At 61.5% G+C, this 18,764-nt stretch carries 14 protein-coding genes; 6 read left to right on the forward strand and 8 right to left on the reverse strand.

Annotated features, from left to right (window positions below; genetic code table 11):
* Positions 1-4: 4 nt before the first annotated feature.
* The 7 genes from OXT71_01425 to recN all read right to left on the reverse strand — a co-directional run bounded on the left by OXT71_01425 (position 5) and on the right by recN (position 12,834).
* On the reverse strand, positions 5-3,481 hold the full coding sequence (locus OXT71_01425) for a pyruvate carboxylase (GenBank protein MDE2925040.1): 3,477 nt from the start codon (positions 3,479-3,481) through the stop codon (positions 5-7).
* A 3-nt stretch (positions 3,482-3,484) separates the two neighbouring features.
* Positions 3,485-6,445, reverse strand: coding sequence for a hypothetical protein (locus tag OXT71_01430; GenBank protein ID MDE2925041.1), 2,961 nt, complete (start codon positions 6,443-6,445; stop codon positions 3,485-3,487).
* Between the two features lie 188 nt (positions 6,446-6,633).
* On the reverse strand, positions 6,634-8,049 hold the full coding sequence (glnA, locus tag OXT71_01435) for a type I glutamate--ammonia ligase (GenBank protein ID MDE2925042.1): 1,416 nt from the start codon (positions 8,047-8,049) through the stop codon (positions 6,634-6,636).
* Between the two features lie 189 nt (positions 8,050-8,238).
* On the reverse strand, positions 8,239-8,859 hold the full coding sequence (locus OXT71_01440) for an SIS domain-containing protein (GenBank protein MDE2925043.1): 621 nt from the start codon (positions 8,857-8,859) through the stop codon (positions 8,239-8,241).
* Between the two features lie 297 nt (positions 8,860-9,156).
* Positions 9,157-9,642, reverse strand: a complete 486-nt coding sequence (locus OXT71_01445) for a bifunctional nuclease family protein (protein MDE2925044.1) — start codon at positions 9,640-9,642, stop codon at positions 9,157-9,159.
* Between the two features lie 8 nt (positions 9,643-9,650).
* The gene (gene miaB, locus OXT71_01450) at positions 9,651-11,000 is read right to left on the reverse strand and encodes a tRNA (N6-isopentenyl adenosine(37)-C2)-methylthiotransferase MiaB (protein ID MDE2925045.1); all 1,350 of its coding nucleotides are present in this window, start codon (positions 10,998-11,000) and stop codon (positions 9,651-9,653) included.
* 109 nt (positions 11,001-11,109) lie between these two features.
* Positions 11,110-12,834 carry a DNA repair protein RecN gene (recN, locus tag OXT71_01455; protein MDE2925046.1) on the reverse strand — a complete coding sequence of 575 codons (1,725 nt, stop codon included), beginning with the start codon at positions 12,832-12,834 and terminating at the stop codon, positions 11,110-11,112.
* 170 nt (positions 12,835-13,004) lie between these two features.
* Here recN and OXT71_01460 point away from each other — a divergent pair, with 170 nt between their 5' ends.
* The 6 genes from OXT71_01460 (at position 13,005) to OXT71_01485 (ending at position 18,227) form a co-directional block, all read left to right on the forward strand.
* Positions 13,005-13,724, forward strand: a complete 720-nt coding sequence (locus tag OXT71_01460; protein MDE2925047.1) for a MotA/TolQ/ExbB proton channel family protein — start codon at positions 13,005-13,007, stop codon at positions 13,722-13,724.
* Positions 13,725-13,839: 115 nt separating this feature from the next.
* Positions 13,840-14,259, forward strand: coding sequence for a biopolymer transporter ExbD (locus OXT71_01465; protein MDE2925048.1), 420 nt, complete (start codon positions 13,840-13,842; stop codon positions 14,257-14,259).
* A 17-nt stretch (positions 14,260-14,276) separates the two neighbouring features.
* Positions 14,277-15,110 carry a TonB family protein gene (locus OXT71_01470; GenBank protein MDE2925049.1) on the forward strand — a complete coding sequence of 278 codons (834 nt, stop codon included), beginning with the start codon at positions 14,277-14,279 and terminating at the stop codon, positions 15,108-15,110.
* A gap of 17 nt (positions 15,111-15,127) precedes the next feature.
* Complete coding sequence (locus tag OXT71_01475) at positions 15,128-16,468, forward strand: hypothetical protein (GenBank protein MDE2925050.1); 1,341 nt, start codon at positions 15,128-15,130, stop codon at positions 16,466-16,468.
* 28 nt (positions 16,469-16,496) lie between these two features.
* Positions 16,497-17,267 (forward strand): peptidoglycan-associated lipoprotein Pal, encoded by a 771-nt coding sequence (gene pal, locus OXT71_01480; GenBank protein ID MDE2925051.1) that lies wholly within the window; start codon positions 16,497-16,499, stop codon positions 17,265-17,267.
* A 129-nt stretch (positions 17,268-17,396) separates the two neighbouring features.
* Positions 17,397-18,227: a tetratricopeptide repeat protein gene (locus OXT71_01485; GenBank protein ID MDE2925052.1), complete on the forward strand. Its 831-nt coding sequence runs from the start codon at positions 17,397-17,399 to the stop codon at positions 18,225-18,227.
* Positions 18,228-18,242: 15 nt separating this feature from the next.
* Here the strand turns inward: OXT71_01485 and OXT71_01490 are convergent, their stop codons facing one another.
* Positions 18,243-18,677 carry a single-stranded DNA-binding protein gene (locus tag OXT71_01490; GenBank protein ID MDE2925053.1) on the reverse strand — a complete coding sequence of 145 codons (435 nt, stop codon included), beginning with the start codon at positions 18,675-18,677 and terminating at the stop codon, positions 18,243-18,245.
* Between the last annotated feature and the right edge of the window lie 87 nt (positions 18,678-18,764).

The following is an 18,764-nucleotide window of genomic DNA, read 5'->3' on the forward strand; positions in this document are numbered from 1 at the left end:
TTCATCAACCGGCTTCGGCCGGCTGGCGGAGATAGGTCAGCAGCAGGTCCTTGGTATTCACCCGATCTCCCGCCTCCACCAGCAGGTCCTCGATCTCGGCTTCCCGGTCGGCGTAGAGCGTGAGCTCCATCTTCATGGCCTGAAGCGTCAACAGCTTTTCTCCCTGCGCGACTTTCGCTCCGGTTCCCACCGAGACGGAAATGACCATTCCGGGCATGGGCGCGCCGACGTGAAGCGGATTGCCCGGGTCTGCCTTGGCCCGTTTCGACACCTGGGGAATCACGGACTGATTGGGAATCTGCACCTCCCTCGGCACGCCGTTGAGTTCGAAAAAGACGGTGCAGTTTCCCCGGGTGTCCGGCTCCCCCACGGCCATCAGCTTGACAATCAGCGTCTTGCCGGCCTCCAGCTCCACCAAGACCTCGGTTTCCGTCTCCATCCCGTAAAAAAATACGGGTGTAGGGAGCACCGAAACATCTCCGTACCGGGTTTGGTGACGAATGAACTCCTGAAACACCTGCGGGTACAGGATGTAGGAAATCGTGTCCCGCTCACTGAACTTGCGGCGAAGCCGCCCCTCGAGGTCCTCCTGCACGGCTTCCAGGTCGGCGGGAGGCAGCGACTCGCCCGGCCGGCCCCGGACGGGGCGCAGATCCCCCAGAATTCGATCTCTCAACCGGACGGGGAAACCCCCTTTCGGCGTCCCCAGCCGGCCCTGGAAGAAATCGATCACCGACTCGGGAAAATCGATCTTCTTGGAGGGGTCGGTCAAGTCCTCGGGGGAGAGATCATTGGTCAACATGAAGAGGGCAAGATCGCCGACAACCTTGGACGATGGGGTGACCTTGACGATATCCCCGAACAGTTCGTTCACCCGGGCGTAGGTTCGCCAGACCTCCGGCCAGTTCTCCTCCAGGCCCAAGGCCGCCGCCTGCTGATACAGGTTGGTGTATTGCCCGCCCGGCATCTCATGCTTGTAGACATCCGCCGTACCCGTCCGCAGCGTCGACTCGAAGGCGCAGTAATATTGCCGCACGACCTCCCAGTAATGAGCCGTTTCCTCGAGGCTCGCAGTGTCGAGACCGGGGTCCCGGGGAGCAAACCGCAACATTTCCGCCAGCGTGTTGAGACTGGGCTGAGAGGTGAGCCCGGCCAGGGGAGCCATGGCGGCATCCACGATGTCGGCGCCCGCCTCCACGGCCTTCAGGAGCGATCCCATCTGGCCGCCGCTCGTATCGTGGGTATGAAAATGGATCGGTATGCCCACTTCGTTTTTCAGCGCCCGAATCAACCGGTAGGCGGCGTAGGGCTTGCACAGTCCGGCCATGTCCTTGATGGCCAGCATATGGGCGCCCATGCGCTCCAACTCCCGGGCCAACTCCAGGTAGTAGTCCAGGGAGTACTTGCTCCGATCCGGATCCAGGATGTCGCCGGTGTAGCAGATGGCGGCCTCGGCCACGCCTCCACTCCGGACCACCGCTTCGATGGCGACCTGCATGTTGCGGGAATCGTTGAGTGAATCGAAGATGCGAAAGATGTCGATGCCCGACTCGGCGGCGTGCCGCACGAACTCCCGGACCACGTTGTCGGGATAGCTCGTGTAGCCCACGGCGGCCGAGGCTCGAAGCAACATTTGAAAGGGAATGTTGGGGATAGCCTGGCGCAGGCGGTCCAGGCGATCCCAGGGGGACTCCCGCAAGAAACGCATGGCCGTGTCGAACGTGGCTCCGCCCCAGAGCTCGAGTGAGAAGAAGTCGCTGTGACAATGAGCGTAGACGTCCGCGATCCGGCTCATGTCATAGGTTCTCATTCGAGTGGCCAAGAGGGACTGGTGCGCATCCCGGAGGGTGGTGTCCGTAATGAGCACCTCGGAACGACCTCGAACCCACTCGGCGAATTTCCGCGGCCCGTCCCTGACCAGCCGAAAACGATGGCCCTCGGGAATCTCTCCACCGGTCGGGCGCCAGGGAACCGGCGCCGGCCTGCGGTTGACCTTGCCGTGAAACTCCTTGACCACGGGAGTTTCATTCACCACCTGATTTCCCAGAAAGCGAAGCAGGCGGGTCGCCCGGTCCCGGCGAGCCGGGAAACGGAAGAGGTCCGGATTCTCGTCGATGAAACGAGTCGTGCAATTGCCGTTCCGAAACTCGGGATGGTCCACCAGGTTGATCAGAAAGGGAATGTTCGTCTTCACGCCGCGGATTCGGAATTCCTGCAGGCAACGCTCCATCCGGCGGACCGTTTCGGGGAACCGAAGGCCCCAGGCGGTGACCTTCACCAGGAGGGAATCGTAGAAGGGGGTCACCGTGGCCCCGGAAAAGGCGGTCCCGGCATCCAGCCGGATTCCCGCCCCGGACGCCGACCGATAGTGGAGAATGCGTCCGTAGTCGGGGATGAACGAGTTCTCCGGATCCTCCGTCGTGACCCGGCACTGGCAGGCGTGGCCCCGGACCTGCACATCGGATTGACTGGCCAGTCCGATCTCGGGATGTCCCAGCGCAAGCCCCTCGGCGATCAGAATCTGATGGTGCACCAGGTCGACGCCGGTCACCTCTTCCGTCACCGTGTGCTCGACCTGGATCCTGGGGTTGATCTCGATGAAATAGAACTGGTCCGTATCCTGGTCCAGCAGGAACTCAACCGTTCCCGCGTTGTCATACCCGATGGCCCGGCCCAGAGCTACCGCGGCGTCGCAGATCTCCCGTCTCAGGTCCGGCGCCAGATTGAGGGCTGGGGCCATCTCCACCAACTTCTGATGACGCCGCTGCAGGGAACAATCCCGCTCGTAGAGATGGACGAGATTGCCATGCCGGTCTCCCAGAATCTGCACTTCCAAATGCCGGGCCCGGGACACGAATCGCTCCAGAAAGATTTCTTCACGGCCGAACGCGGACAGCGATTCACGCTGCGCCTCTTGAAACTGCGCTTCCAGATCCGCCTCCCGGGTCACGACACGCATGCCGCGCCCGCCGCCGCCGTGTGCCGCCTTGAGAATCACCGGAAAACCCATGGCGGAAGCCAGGCTCCTGGCCTCCTCCAGATCCGAGAGGGGCTCGTCGCTGCCCTGTAGTATGGGAACCCCCAATCGGGCCGCCAGCGCTCGAGCCGCCGTCTTGTCGCCCAACTGCTCCAGAATCTCGGGCCGGGGACCGACGAACAGAATCCCGGCATCCGCACAGGCCCGGGCGAAGACCGGGTTCTCGGAGAGGAATCCGTAGCCGGGATGTATCGCGTCGACTCGCTTCTCCACGGCCAGCGCGATCACGTTCTCGACGTTGAGATAGGCCTGGATGGGATCCATCCCGGAGCCGATCAGGTAGGCTTCTTCCGCCTTGTACCGGTGCAGAGAAAACCGATCTTCTTCCGAATAGAGAGCAACCGTCCGGATGCCCAATTCGTGTGCCGATCGAAAAACGCGAATCGCAATTTCACTGCGATTGGCGGCCAGCAGGCGTTTGATTCGTGACTGACGTAAGGACATGAGCTAGCTGGAAAAGAACTTCCGGTAGATTTGCCGGATCGCGGTGGTTTCGAACCGATAACGCTCCAAGAGCGAGTCCCCCGAGTCCAAACCCATGAGCCTGGCGGTGACCGCACACCGGGCCGGATCGCAGGGTAGTCTGGTCGCCGGACTTTCAGCCAATAGTCGCTGCAGAGCCTCAAGGTGGAAGAGGAATCCCGCGCCCCGGCTCAGGACCCGTCCCTCGTCAGCACCGAGATGACCCGCCTCGACGAGCCTGGAGATGCCGAACCGAGTCCCTCTTCCCTCGATCCCGTGTTGCAGCTGCAGATACTTTACCACGAACTGGACGTCCATCAGCCCACCGCGGCCGACCTTGAAATCGTAGTCGACTCCATCTTTTTCCTTTCCCACCTCCCGCTCCTTGCGCCGGCGGACGTGGTCCAGATCCCGCACCTGATCCGGCGTGAACGGCCGGCCGTGCCAGATCAGGGACCTTGCGTCCAAGGGGTCTCCCTGGCTGTAGACCGGACGAAGACTGGCGTAAGCCATTCGTTCCCAGGGGTCGGCCCGGGTCGCGAAGTAGCGTTCAAGCGCCGGGAAGGGAATTGCCAATGCCCCGTGGCGGCCTTCGGGGCGCAACCGGAAATCCACCAGGTAGGCACGCCCCTGACCGGTGTAGTCCTCCATCTCCCGAATCAGTCTCCGGACCAGGCGTATGAAGAGGCTGGACAGATCCTGGTCCGGACGGAGGCCATAAACCAGCAACAGATCCAGATCGGAGTGATACGTCATCTGCTGCTCTCCCAGCTTTCCCAGACCCAGGAGGCAGAAGGACTCGTCCCGGAGGGCGGGGAAGTCCTCGAGAATCTCCCCGATGACGTGACGGAGGCAGGTATCGGCCAAGTGGCTGAGGCGGAGCCTGGTCCCGGCGGTCCCCGGTTCCAACAGATCGTGCAGCGCCACCTTGAACTCCTCCCGGCGCTTGAAGATCCGCAACGCGTCCCCCCGGTTTTTGGCCCCTTTCGCCAGTTGCTCCAGCGATTGCCGCATGCCGGGCGCATCGTCCTCCAACGGTGGAATCCGGGAGACCGAATCCAGCAACTCCGGGTTGTGGATCAGGGTCTCGGACAAGAACTCGCTGGTCGCCAATACGGTCAGAAGGGTCTTCCGGAAAACCCGGTTCTCAATGAGTTCGGAATACAGATCGGCGCGAGCATTGAGCGACTCGCTGAAGCGGTCCAGCCGTGTGAACAGGTGGGAGGCTTTCGAGGCCAGGCCCATGTAGTCGATCAGGTGAGGCACCAGGTTGGCCAGCAGATTCCGCATCCGGCTGGGCGAATGAGGAAAAGAGGGGGCCTTCTCCAAAACGGCGATGCCCTCCAGGACTTCCCCGTCGCGGATCCCGTTGGCTCGGAGAATCTCCAACGCCTCCTCGCGGCTCATATCCGGATTGAGCACCAGCCGTTCCAGACCCCGCTGAGTCGGATCCTGCCCGAACAACGACTCGAAGATTCGCTGGACCTGGTCCTTCCTTCGCTCCAACTCTTCCTGGAACGCATCGGTCTCGGGCTCGGCCGCCGGACCGCCCGGTACGGCGCCGAATCCCAAGCGCCGGGCCAGGCGCAACAACTTGCCCGGATCCCGGGGAAGACGGTGGGTCTGCAGGTCATGGACGAGTTGCAGCTTGTGCTCGACGTCACGCAAAAACAGGTAGCTGCCGCGCAGCCTCCGATGGTCGCCGGCGGAGATGAGTCCGCCGTCCACCAAGCGGTCCAGGGCGTCCAAGGTGTTGGGGGTTCTGATCTCGGGCCGGGACCCGCCGTAGAGAAGTTGGAAGGCCTGGGCGAAGAACTCGATTTCCCGAATCCCGCCCCGGCCCAACTTGACGTCCCAACTCTCGCTCCCCGCCTGCTCCGTCTGCCGCTCCGCCCGCCGCTTGAGCCATCGCACCTCCTCGATGGCGGCGAAATCCAGATATCGTTTGTAGACGAATTCTTCCTGAACGATTCCCACCAGTTGGGCGCCCAAGCCGGCGCTTCCCGCCACCTGCCTGCACTTGATCAGCGCCAAGCGGTCGGGTGTGTCCCCCCAGGTCTGGTAGTAGGAGCGGTAGGCGTCCAGCGAATACACGATCTCCCCGGATCTGCCCATGGGCCGCAACCGGAGGTCGACCCGGTAGAGCCTGCCCTCCGTCGTAATGGCGGACAAGGCCCGGGTCAAATCACGGGCGAAGCGGGCCGTGCGTCCAAAATCGGTCCCGTCGCCACGGACGTACAGGAGATCGACGTCGGAGCTGAAATTCAACTCTTCTCCGCCCAGCTTCCCCAGGGCCAGAACCGAAAAATCGGATTTCGAGTCCAGCCCCGCCGGCGCCAGAAGGTCGAAGGTCCGCTGGAGCACGGCGTCGGCGAGATGGGACACTTGACGGGCCGTCTCGTCCGGCGTGCAGAAACCCAGAATATCTTGTGCCGCGATGCGGAGAGTCTCCCGCCGGCGAAGCCGCCGCAGGTTTTCGAGCGCCGTCTCCGGACTCTCCGGCGGACCCGCCGACCGGGCCTGTGCAAGGAAGCCCTCTCTGCCTGGGATCGATGCGAGCCGGTTCTCTTCCAGGAGCCAATCGACGTATTCGGGACTCCGCAGCAGGAGTTGGGCCAGGTAGGCCGAGGCCCCCAAAACCCCGGACAAGGTTCTCAGCGCACGCGGCCGTTGATTCAGCAGGTCAAGAAATGCGCCGGGACTGGACGCCGATTCGATCAGCGTTGCCAAGTGGAGGATGACGGCGTCCGGATCCGCGGCCCGCAGCGCCTCCCGAAACAGATTTTCGGCGAATTCGGGCAATTCGGGGCGATGGCGGCACAGACCGCGTATCACCCGAAGACTCTGAGCCACTCTGGAGGGCTTTCGAAAGCCGGACCGGGCCAGAATCCGGCTGGCCTCCTCGTCGGACAAGCGGGAGGACAGGAACAATTCCCGGGCGCGCATTTCAGGCGATCCAGCAGCCCGCGGCAAAAGCGGTCAAGAAAGTCGGCCGGTTCGGGCGCTACGGGAGACTCTCACCATGGACTCCCGCCGTGGACCGGGAAACTCGATTCGGGTATGGACGGGGCGTTCGGATTGTCGAACGCCCCGTCCACGTGAAGGCCGCCTATAGAGCCGCAGGGCGGGGAAGATCAAATGTCGAAGTAGAGAGCGAACTCGTAGGGATGCGGTCTCAGCCGCATGGCGTCGACTTCACGCTCCCGCTTGTAGTTCAACCAGGTCTCGATCACATCCGGAGTGAAGACGTCTCCCTTGAGCAGAAAGTCATGGTCGCCCTCCAAGGCGTCCAAGGCCTGATCCAGACTCCCCGGAACCGACTCCACGTCGGCCATCTCCTCCGGAGGGAGGTCGTAGAGGTCCTTGTCCATGGGATCGGGCGGCATGATCTTGTTCTGAATCCCGTCCAGGCCGGCCATGAGCATGGCCGCGAATGCCAGGTAGCCGTTGGCCGAAGGATCGGGAGGACGGAACTCGACCCGCTTGGCCTTCTCGCTGCTGGAGTAGGTGGGGATTCGGACGCAGGCGCTGCGGTTGCGCATCGAATAGATGAGATTGACCGGCGCTTCGTAGCCGGGGACCAGCCGCCGGTAGGAATTGGTGGTGGGAGCGCCGAAGGCCAGAACGGCGGCGGCGTGCTTGAGGAGTCCGCCGATGTAGTAGACGGCCTCCTGACTCAGATCGGCATAGGTCCCGGGGCCATAGAAGACGTTCCGGCCATTCTTCCAGAGGCTCTGATGGACGTGCATCCCGGAGCCGTTGTCCATGAATATGGGCTTGGGCATCAGGGTGACCGTCTTGTCGTAACGGCGCGCCACGTTCTTGATAATGTACTTGAACTTCAGCAGCTTATCTCCCATGTTTACCAGGGAATCAAAGCGCATGTCGATCTCGCATTGGCCAGCCGTTGCCACTTCGTGATGGTGGACCTCCACCTGGATGCCGGCATCCTGGAGGGCAAGCATCATCTCCGTCCTCATGTCCTGCAGCGTGTCCATGGGAGGAACCGGAAAGTAGCCTTCCTTGTATCGAGGCTTGTATCCCAGGTTGGGGTTTTCCTCCCGCCCGCTGTTCCAGAAACCCTCCACCGAATCGACGTAGTAGTAGCCGTGATTGTACGACTGGTCGAACCGGACATCGTCCAGCACGAAGAACTCCGGCTCGGGTCCGAAATAGGCGGTGTCGCCGATACCGGTCGACACCAGGTATTTCTCGGCTTTCTGAGTGATGTAGCGGGGGTCCCGGCTGTATGGCTCCTGGGTGATGGGATCGGCGATGTTGCAGATCAGGATCAGGGTCCTGACCTTGGAGAAGGGGTCCTCGAAGCAGGTGCTCGGATCGGGGATCAGGATCATGTCGCTTTCCTGAATCTGCTGAAAGCCCCGAATGCTCGACCCGTCGAAACCGAACCCTTCCACGAAACTGTCCTCGTCCAGATCGCCGGCGCTGATGGTAAAATGCTGCCACAGTCCCGGAAGGTCGCAGAACCGCAGATCCACGGCCTGAATCTGCTGATCTCGAATCAGATTAATCACTTCTCTGGCATCCATAAGCGAGGTTCCTCCTAATGCTGGTTCTAGAATTGTTCGCGTAACAGTCCGTGGTAAAAGTGGTAAAAGACCCGCTTGGGCTCATGGTACAACGGCATGCGCCCCCCCCGAAAGATCCTCGCCCGGATTTTCCGGGGAACCACCGGTCCGGCAGGGAACAGCCGGTTGTCGTCGTTCAGGACGCCGCGGTTACCGGCCCGGGTCCTCCGGCGTCTCCATGAAGAAGTAGGAGACCAGGTGGAGAATCAGGAAATGAGCTTCCTCGATGTGCCCCATGTGGGACGAATCGACGCGGATGACGTGGCGCGCGCATTGGGAGAGTTTCCCTCCGGATCTTCCCGTAATGCCGACGGTGGCGATTCCGTTGCGGTTGGCCCAGCCGACGGCGTTGATCACGTTGGGGGAATTTCCGCTGCCGCTGAAGGCCAATAGCAGATCTCCGCTACGGCCGTAGTTTCTGAGCTGCTCGACGAAGACCTGATCGTAGTCGTAGTCGTTGGCCACCGCCGAGATCCAGGGAATGTTGTCGGTGAGAGAGAGGACCCGGAACCGCGGACTCCGGCCATAGGACGCCCCCTTTCCCAGGTCGTTGGCCAGATGAGAGGCAGAGGCCGCGCTGCCGCCGTTCCCGCAGACGAATATCTGACGCCCGTTCCTCCGGGCCGATTCCAATCGGCTCGCCAGGTCCGCGACCAGATCGTCCGGAACCCCTTCCAGCACTCGCAGGGAGTTTTTCTTGTAGGCCGCGACGTAGCTCTTGATATCCACCGGAAACTCTCCCTCGTCCAGGCGCCGACGATTCGATTGCACGCCAGAGCGTATCTCCCGGATCGGCTCTCCCGCAAGCTCGCGCCGGCCCGGGCGTTCCGGGCGCCGCCTGACGGGGAAGGCGGCCCGTCCTGCCCGGAACCATCCCCGGAAACCACCGCGCCAACCCCCTCCGTTCCCAATTCCAGAACGTCGCATAATGAATATTATGTAAACTATTGGGGTTGGTATACGAATCGGGTCGGAGATCGGGAAAGGATGTAATTCGCTTTATTTTAGAGGTATTTAGGGAATTTTACCCAACAAGAGTCTGAACCCGAGGGGGTCGACTCGTGGACGCTACATCTTGTATTTGCCCATTTCTTCCGGGTTCAGATTCTCCAGCCACTTGCGCACTTCTTCCGGATCCAGGTTTTCCTTGTCGAGAGTGATGTTGCGGCTGTTGTTGATGACGTCTTCCGTGACGAAGATGGGGGAGTCGGTGCGGAGGGCCAAGGCGATGGCGTCGCTGGGACGGCTGTCGATGGCGATGGGTTCCCCATTGAGCTTGAGATGAATCAATGCGTAGAAGGTGTTGTCCTTGAGCTCCGTGACGACGACCTTGTAGATCTCGGCGTCCAGGTGCATGAGGATGTTCTTGATCAGATCGTGGGTCATGGGACGCGGCGTGTCGATCCGCTCCACCTGGAGCGCGATAGCGTTGGCCTCGAAAATCCCCACCCAGATCGGAAGCAGCGTGTTCCTCTTTACGTCCTGGAGAATGATGATCGGAGAATTGGTGATGGGATCCATCATCAGTCCGCGAATCTTGAATTCTCGCTCCATGTGGACTCCTAGTGGCTGGTCTCGGGACCGATTCTGGTCCCCAGGAGACTGTTGGCTCCGATTCCGGTGATGTGGACCCAGACGAATGATCCGGGGGGATCCTGACCCGGGAAATTGACCACCTTGTTGGTCGCGGTCCTTCCGAAGATGTTCACGCCGTCGCGAGCGGGGCCTTCAACCAGAACCTCGAATTCCCTGCCCAGATACCGGTCCCGGTGGAGCTCGAGCTGGATCTCTTTCTGGCGGCGCTGCAACTGCATCAGTCGGCGGGTCTTCTCCAGGTCGGTCTGGTCATCCGTCCAGTGTTCGGCATCCGTATAGGGCCGGGGGGAGTATTTGAAAGAGAACATGGACTCGTAGCGGACCGCTTCCAGGAGGCTCATGGTCTGCTGAAAATCGTCTTCCGTCTCCCCCGGAAACCCGACGATCACATCGGTGGAAAACGCGTAATCGGGATTCCAGCGGCGGAACTTGTCGACGATCTCCAGGTATCTCTCGCGAGTGTACTGCCTCCGCATTCGCTTCAAAATCGGATTGGACCCGCTCTGGACCGGCAGGTGGACCTGGGAACAGATGCGGGGTTCCTGCGCCATCAGCGCGATGGCGTCGTCGTTGAACTCGCGCGGATGCGGAGAGGTGAACCGGATTCGCCGGATTCCATCCACGCGCGCCACCTGGGCCAGGAGTTCGGCGAAGCGGAACCGGGGCCGCCGGGGGTCCCGATAACTGTTGACGGTCTGCCCCAACAGGACGATCTCCACGAAGCCCAGGTCGGCTGCGCGCCGGACTTCGGCCAAAATGGTTTCGGCAGGCCGATTTCGCTCTTTGCCCCGCGTAAAAGGCACGATGCAGAACGTGCAGCGCTTGTTGCAGCCCTCCATGATGGTGATCTGGGCCCTGAATCGGCTTGACCGCAGCACCGGTTCGATCTCGACCGGAATCGAGTCCGCCAGGAATTCGGTGCGGACCCGCCGGGACGGGTCATGATCCGAATCCTTGGAATCCAGCTCGTCCAGGAGATCGGGCAGCGAGTGGTAGAGGTGGGTCCCTACAACCAGATCAAGAAACGGAGCCCGCTTCAGCATTCGCTCGCCCTCTTGCTGGGCCACGCAACCCACCACCCCGATTCTGAAGTTGTCCTCCTTGCGCTTTCGCTCCTTCATCTGTCCCAGACGGCTGTAGACCTTCTGGGCCGCCTTTTCGCGGACGCTGCAGGTGTTGAGCAGGAAAAGATCGGCTTCCTCGGGCGTCGAGACCGGAGTCATCCCGCGATGAACCAGGAGCCCGGAGATCTTCTCCGAGTCATGCACGTTCATCTGGCATCCGAAGGTCTCGATAAAAAAGCACTCAGAACGCATCCTTCAAACTCCGCCGGCCCGCCCGGCAGCCGGTCGTTCGGCCGCCGCAACGGAATTCATTCTAGCCGATGCTCAAAAGGCGAGACAATTGCATGGGGTCAAAACGGGATCAGGAGGGCTGAGAGGCCGGCGCCTGAGGATCGTCCCGGGACCCGGAACCGGAGCCGGACGTCGCTCGCCGAAGCAGTTCCCGGGCCTGCCGGAGCGTCGTCTCCGTCAGCGAATCGCCGGCCGTCATCCGAGCCAGTTCCCGAACCCGCTCGTCTCCTTCCAGGGCCTGGACCCGAATCACGGTCCGTCCCCCGCGAACTCCCTTGTCCACGTGCAGATGGCGTGTCGCGTGGCAGGCCAACTGAGGCCAATGGGAAACGCAGAACACCTGGTCGCGGCGGGCCAGGCGGGCTAATTTCAGGCCGACGGTGGACGCCACGCGGCCGCCGATGCCGGCGTCCACCTCATCGAAGACCAGGGTCTTGGGATACGGCGCGAACGCGACCACCGATTTCAGGGCCAGCGTGATTCGCGAAAGCTCGCCTCCCGACGCCGTTCGCCCCAGAGGCCTGGGCGACTCCCCCGGGTTGGAACTGATGAGGAATTCGGCGGCATCCGTTCCCTGCCCCGTCTGGACCGACTCGTCGGTTTCGATCCCGACCCGGAATACGCAACCGCCCATGGCCAGTTGGGAAAGCTCGTCCTCCACCCGCCGGCAAAACTCTCGCGCGTCTGTCCGGCGTTTCTGTGAGAGCTTCCGGGACAGCGAGAGATACCGCGATTCAAGGTCACTCTCCTCCCGAATCAACTCTTCCTCCCGCATCCGGGAGGAGTCCGCCGACGCCAACTCTTCCTCGATTTCCGCCTGGTGTTCGAGAACCTCCTCCAATGACGGCCCATACTTCCTCTTGATGCCCTCCAAGGCCGAGAGTTTTTCTCCGACTTCGTCCAGGCGCGCCGCGTCCCACTGGATCGACGCGGCGTAGTCCCGCAATTCCAGGCCCACTTCCTCTACTTGGTAACGGAGGTCGAGACTGCGCTCGGCCGCGGATTCCATATCCGGGTCGAGACGGCTGAGATCATGCAGCCGCTTGTGGGCTTGATCCATAAGAGCGAGAACGCTCGACTCCTGATCGTAAAGCAGCCGATAGCTCTCGTATGCGGCCTGGTGCCGGCTCTCCGCCGTCGCCAGGAGATCCCGCTCCCGCTCCAGCCTACGGTCCAGCCCCGGTTCCAGGGAAAGCTGTTCCAGCTCCGACCGCTGGAAACGGAGCGTCTCCATTCTCTCGCGCCGCCGGCTCGCGCCTTCCCGGAGCCGTTCGAGACGCCGGCGGACCGCCTCCAGATCGACGTAGACCTGCCGGACCCGGTCCACCAGTTCCCCGTTTTCGCCAAAACCGTCCAGGTGCCGAAGGTGGGTTCGCGGCCGCAACAGGCTCTGTTGATCGTGCTGGCCGTGGATGTCCGCCATCAGGCTCCCCAGGCGAACCAGGGCGCCCAGCGTCGAAAGGTTTCCGTTGATGAAGATTCGATTGGCGCCGGTCCGGGAAATCTCGCGCCGGATCACTATTTCGCCGTCTTCGGCCTCCAGGCCCGTTTCCTCCAGAAGGGACCATGCAGGATGCCCGGGTTTCAGGGAGAAGACGCCCTCGACCCGGGCCTTGCCGAAGCCCTCTCGAATCATCTCCTGGGAGGCCCGTTCTCCTGCCAGTAGGGACACCGAATCCACCAGGATGGATTTCCCGGATCCGGTCTCGCCGGTGATCAGATTGAGCCCCGGGGCGAAATCCAGCTCCAGCCGGTCAATCAACGCGAAGTTGCTGATACGAAGGTACTTGAGCATGTCATGTCGAGGGGAGGCGAGGTCCGGTTTCGCCCTTGGCCCGGAAACAGGAATCATTATAGGGAAACCGGGCCTGCTCCGGGAGACGCGCGAGCCCGGATATGACATAGGCCTGTTCTACAATTCGGTGGGTTGTTCTCGAAGGGATTGACCGTAGCAGCGGGGGAATAATGGCAGGTGGTTGGCTGATTGCTCAGGGTTCCTTCGGCAGCTTCTGGTCTCTCATCGCCCAGAGCGGGCCTGTGGCCCTCCTGGTGCTTCTGGTCCTGCTCTTCTTCTCCGTTCTGTCTTGGACTATCATCGTATCCAAGGTCAGGGCCTACAAGAGGGTGGAAGAGCAGTCTTACGAGTTCACCGAGTTCTTCCGGCGCAGTTCGAGTCTCTCCGAGATCCACCGGGCCTGTGACGACTACCCGCTTTCGCCGCTGGCCGGAATATTCAAGGCCGGCTATCGGGAGTTGGATCATTGGATTCAAGCCAAGGGAGACGTGAGCCGGACCAACCCCATGGACCAGCACGTTGCCATACGCAGCATAGGCGGGTTGGAGAGAGCGTTGCGCAAGGCGGCCGGAGCCGAGATGACCACGCTGGAAGGCTCCCTGAGTTGGCTGGCGACGACGGGATCGGTCACCCCGTTCATCGGCCTCTTCGGAACGGTCATCGGCATCATCAACGCGTTTCAGGGATTGGGAGAGGGTTCGGGCACCACCATCCAGGCCGTCGCTCCCGGGATCAGCGAGGCCTTGGTCGCGACGGCGGCAGGCCTGTTCGCCGCAATTCCTGCGGTGATTGCCTACAACCATTTTCTGAACCGGCTGAAAGTCATCGGAATCGAAATGGACGATTTCACCACCGAGCTCCTGAACCTGATCGAGCGGAGTTTCGCCTGATGGAACGGATCCGCAGCCGCGGCGGCCGATTCGTCCGGCAGTTGCGTTTTCGGACGGAACGGTACCCGTCAGCTTGCGTCCGGCGGCACAGCGGCCTTTGCAACAGGAGGGCTGCGTGGCCTTCTCCGGCATAAATCCGACTCGGCCTTCCATGTCCGAGATCAACGTCACTCCGTTGGTGGACGTCGTATTGGTCCTCCTGATCATCTTCATGGTGACGGCGCCGATCCTCCAGACCGGAATCGAAGTCAATCTTCCCCGGACGCGCACTGTTTCCAACGTCGATCCGGAGCAGCGCGCCGTGGTGACCATCGGACGCGAGGAAACCCTGTACTATGGGTCCTCACCTTTGAATTTCAATGAGTTGGGCGACCGGTTGAAGACCGATATCGGGTCCGGGAACCTGCCCGTGTTCCTCCAGGCCGACGAGGACGTCCGCTGGAAAACGATCGTCACCGTCATGGACGCAATCCGGCTCTCGGGATACACGAATATCCAGGTCGTGACCCGGCCTTTCAAGGAGAAGGCCCCGTAGGCCGCCGCAGGAAACCGATGCCGCAAAGCCGAATCCTGATCACCCACGTCAAGAGCGACCGCCTTTCGCGTCCCTTCGTCTTTTCGACGGTGGGGCACGCCGTTCTGTTTCTGGGCGCCACCTTCGTGACCGACCTTTTCCCACCTGTGGAGATCGTCAGCGGAAGCACCGGCGCGGGCGGAGGCCAGGGAGGAAACCTGGTCTCGGTCGGCCTGGCGGCCGATCTGGGCGGCGGCGCCGGCATGTACAAGCCGGCAGTGACCCCCAGAGTCCAGGCGGCTCCTCCTCCCCAGACCAAGCGGAAACAGGAGGTGACCCCGAAGCCCGCGCCCGACCAGATCGAGTTTCAGCAGAAGACTTCGCGCAAGCGCCGGTCACGTCCCAAGAAAAAAGCTCCTGTCCCCTCCCGCGCCGGTTCCAAGGACTCCCAATCCAACGCCAAGGCCCAAGTCCCCCGGAAAGCCGACGCCGGCAGCGGTGGCACCGGTGGAGCCCCGTCGGGATCCGGGGGTGGATTCGGCGGTGGACAGGGAGTGCGCGTCGGCAGCGGCACCGGGCAGGAGGGATTGCACTCCTGGTACGCTCGCCAGGTCGAGCAGCGGGTGGGACAGAACTGGCTCCGGGCTTCGTTGGGTGGGCTGGCAAGACCCGTGGAAACGGTCGTCAGCTTCGAGGTGCTGCGAAACGGCCGGATCCATCGGATCAAATTGGAGCAGGCCAGCGGCGTTCGAGCCGTTGATCTGGCCGCTCAACGCGCCATCCGCGCCAGCAGCCCATTGCCCGCTCTTCCACCGGAGTTGCGAAACCGAAGAGTGCGATTTGTGACCTACTTCCAATATCCCCCACGGTGAAATCAAGGGATTGCATCATGTCTCCAGCCATTTCGTCTTTGGCCACTGTCCTCATCCTCACGCTCCTCGCGCCGACGGGAATGGCGCAGCCGTCCGACGTCAAGATCTACCCCAAGGCTCGAGAGAGCACGCGCCTGGCGGTGGCCGACTTCGTGGCCCGGACAGCGGTCACTCCGCAGACCCGGACGGCCGCGAAGGTCTTCAATGACGTTCTCTGGACGGATCTCAAATTTTCGGCATTCTTCGAAATGCCGTCCAAGAGCTTCTATCCCTTGAAGCCGCTGCGGTCGCCGCAGGACGTGAGTTTCGATCACTGGCAGGCGCCGACTCTGGACGTCGACTTTCTGGCCTTCGGCAACCTCCACGTGGATGCCGCCGGAGCCATGATCGAAGGTTACCTCTACGACGTGAAAACGCGCCAGCAGGTGCTTGGAAAGCGCTATTCCGTATCCGACGTGACGCTGATTCGAAGGGTTGCCCACCAGTTGGCGGACCAGATCGTCTACCAGTTGTCGGCCGGCACCAGCCAGGGTGTGGCCAGCACGCACATCACCTACAGCTCGCTGAAATCGGGGAGCAAGGAAATCTACACCATGGACTATGACGGTTCCAACGTCCGAACCGTCACCGCCAACCAGGGAATCAACAAGTTTCCCGACTGGTCCGAAGACAATTCAAAACTGGCCTTCGTGACCATTCTGCCCGGAAGCGCCCGCTGGCAGTTCTGGATCCAGAGCCTGCAAGGGGGCCGGAGCGTCATTCCAACACCGACTTCATATGTGTCGTCACCGGCGTTCTCCCCCGATGGCCGGCAGATCGCCTACTCCGCCCGCGGCCGCGGGCATTCCAATGCGGACATCTATGTGTCGAACGCTGACGGATCCGGCAAGAACAACATCTCCAACCATCCGGCTATCGACACTTCGCCGACCTGGAGCCCCTCGTCCCGGCAGATCGCCTTCATCTCGGACCGGACCGGACGGCCCCAACTCTGGCTCATGGATGCCGACGGATCCGACCTCCGGCAATTGGTGTCGGAAGGAGGCCACTGCGACAGTCCCAGTTGGGCCCCGGACGGAAGACACATCATCTACTCTTGGCAGGCCCCAAAACGTTGGAAACACGATGTTTATATAGTAGAAGTGGCCAGCGGAAAGATTTTCCAGCTGACCTCGGGAACCGGAAGCAACGAACATCCCGACTGGTCCCCGGACGGCAGGCACATCGTCTTCCAGAGTACTCGAACCGGTTCCAAACAACTGTTCATCATGAATGCCGACGGCAAGAGTAGAAGGCAAATTACGGCCTATGGTATAAACGAAAGTCCAGCTTGGTCAGGCTACCTGACCCGTCCCTGAGTGTGATTTTTCCTTCCAAGGAGGTCCAATGAACAGAGGCTTTCTGGTCACAGTGCGATTCGTTCCCTGTGTGTTAATTCTGCTGGCGGTGGGAAGCTGCAAGAAAAAGCCCCCTCCGGCCGTTGCGGCTGCCGACGCTCCAGCGGTGGCGGCCCCCACCAAACCGGCGGCCGTCATGCCGACCATTGAAATTACGGCGGAGCCCGGCACCATCGAGCGGGGCAGCCAAACGACGTTGAGTTGGAAGAGCACGGATGCCACTTCCGTACTTATCGACGGAGGTGTTGGCAACGTCGCCGAAACCGGTTCCCTGGTCCTCTCTCCAGCGGAGTCCACCACGTATACGGCCATCGCCCGCGGCAGCGGCGGCAGTGCCCGTGACAGCACCCGTGTAACGGTGGTGCCCAAGAGGGCTGACAAACTGTCGGTCACGGATATAGAAGGACTTCAGCGGGCCATCGACGATGGGAGGGTCCGTCCCATCTTCTTCGACTATGACAAGGCCCTGTTGAGCTCCAAGTCGCAGCGGATCCTGGAGGAGAACGCTCGCTGGATCAAAAGGTTCCCGACGGCGACGGTCATCGTCGAGGGACACTGCGACGAACGTGGCAGCGAAGAGTACAACCTGGCTCTGGGAGATCGCCGGTCCCAGGCGACTCGCGACTACCTGCTGGACGCCAGCGTGAGTCCGACTCAGTTGGAAGCCCTCTCCTTCGGCGAGGAGCGTCCCTTCGAGAGCTGTCACGACGAGACCTGTTGGAGCAAGAACCGCCGCGCCCATTTCGCCGTCAAACGATAGGGGCAGGCGTTGAACTTTCCGCTCGGTCGTGGGACAGGAGAGACAGCTTGCCCCGGTCCCACGGATGCCGGCGGTGGATTGTACGGGATGTCCGGCCATTACCGGAGGAACTCAACCTAGGAGCAGGCCATGAAACTGTCAGCAGCCGTTCTCACGCCAGTATCGCTCGGATTATTCGCCTTCTCGATGGGCGGCACCAAGGAGGAGATCATTCGTCTGCAGAGCGATGTTCTTCAGCTCTCGAACCAGATTCGCTTGCTCCAGAAGAGCAACGACGAGACCGGATCCGTGTTCAAGTCCCTTCTGGAACAGTTGAATGATCAGGTGGCACAGATGAATCTGGCGACCGATGAGTTGCACCGGACCATGCAGGATCAGAAGACGGATGTCTTCAACCTGGTCACTTCGATCCGATCGGAAGTCCAGAATCTAAGCGTAAAACTGGACGACACCAACAACCGGCTGGCGTCCGTGCAGAAACAGCAGGAAGAGCAGCAACTCAGAATGCAGTCGCTGAGAACGGCGCCGGCGAGCGCCGAGGGCAGGATCCAGCCCGATCAAGCCTACGCTGCCGCCTACAATGACTACATCATCGGAAACTACGACTTGGCCATCGCCGGTTTTCAGGACCTCCTGGCCAGCCATCCGGACAGCGAGTACAGCGACAACGCCCTCTACTACAGCGGCAGGTGTTCACTGGAGCAGAAGCGCTACGAACAGGCCATCCAAAACTTCGACCAGGTCATCAACCTGTATCCCAAGGGAGACAAGACAGCGGAGGCCTATTTCAAGAAGGCTCAGGTCTACCAGCACCTGCAGAAAAATACGGATGCCATCGACACCTTTAGGGAACTGATCGAAATCTTTCCGGATTCTCAGGAAGCGGTCCGCGCGCAACAGGAACTGGAGCGGATGGGCGTGGATGTCGCCCAGACCAATCGGCGTTCCAGCCGCAGATGACTCCGCGTCGACGGGTCAGAACGGGATGTCGTCGTCGGTGATCTCCACCTCCTGGGACGGCTGAGACGGCTGCGAAGCGCGGGAGGCAGGCCGCTGGGCTCCTTGCCCCATCCCCATCTCGTCTGACCGAGAACCCAACATCTGCATGTTTCGAGCCACTATTTCAGTGGTGCGCCGTCGGTTTCCGTCCCGATCCTCCCACTCCCGGGTCTGGATTTGCCCCTCGATAAAGACGAGGCGTCCCTTACGCAGATACCGCTCGCAAATCTCCGCCAGCCTGCTCCAGACGACGATCTGGTGCCACTCGGTCCGGCGTTGCCTCTCCCCGTTCTTATCGGTCCAGGACTCGTCTGTCGCCAGGGAGAAGTTGGCTACCGGAGTACCCGACGCCGTGTGTCGAACCTCCGGGTCCCGACCCAGTCTTCCCACCAAGATTGCCTTGTTGACCATTCTCAACCTCCTTCCTCAATCCTCCTTCTCACTATAACGACCGACCCCGAAAAAAACGCGTGCCGGCCTGCAACCGCACTGCCCCCT

It is taken from the genome of Acidobacteriota bacterium (assembly GCA_028874215.1).
Classification (GTDB): Bacteria; Acidobacteriota; UBA6911; order RPQK01; family JAJDTT01; genus JAJDTT01.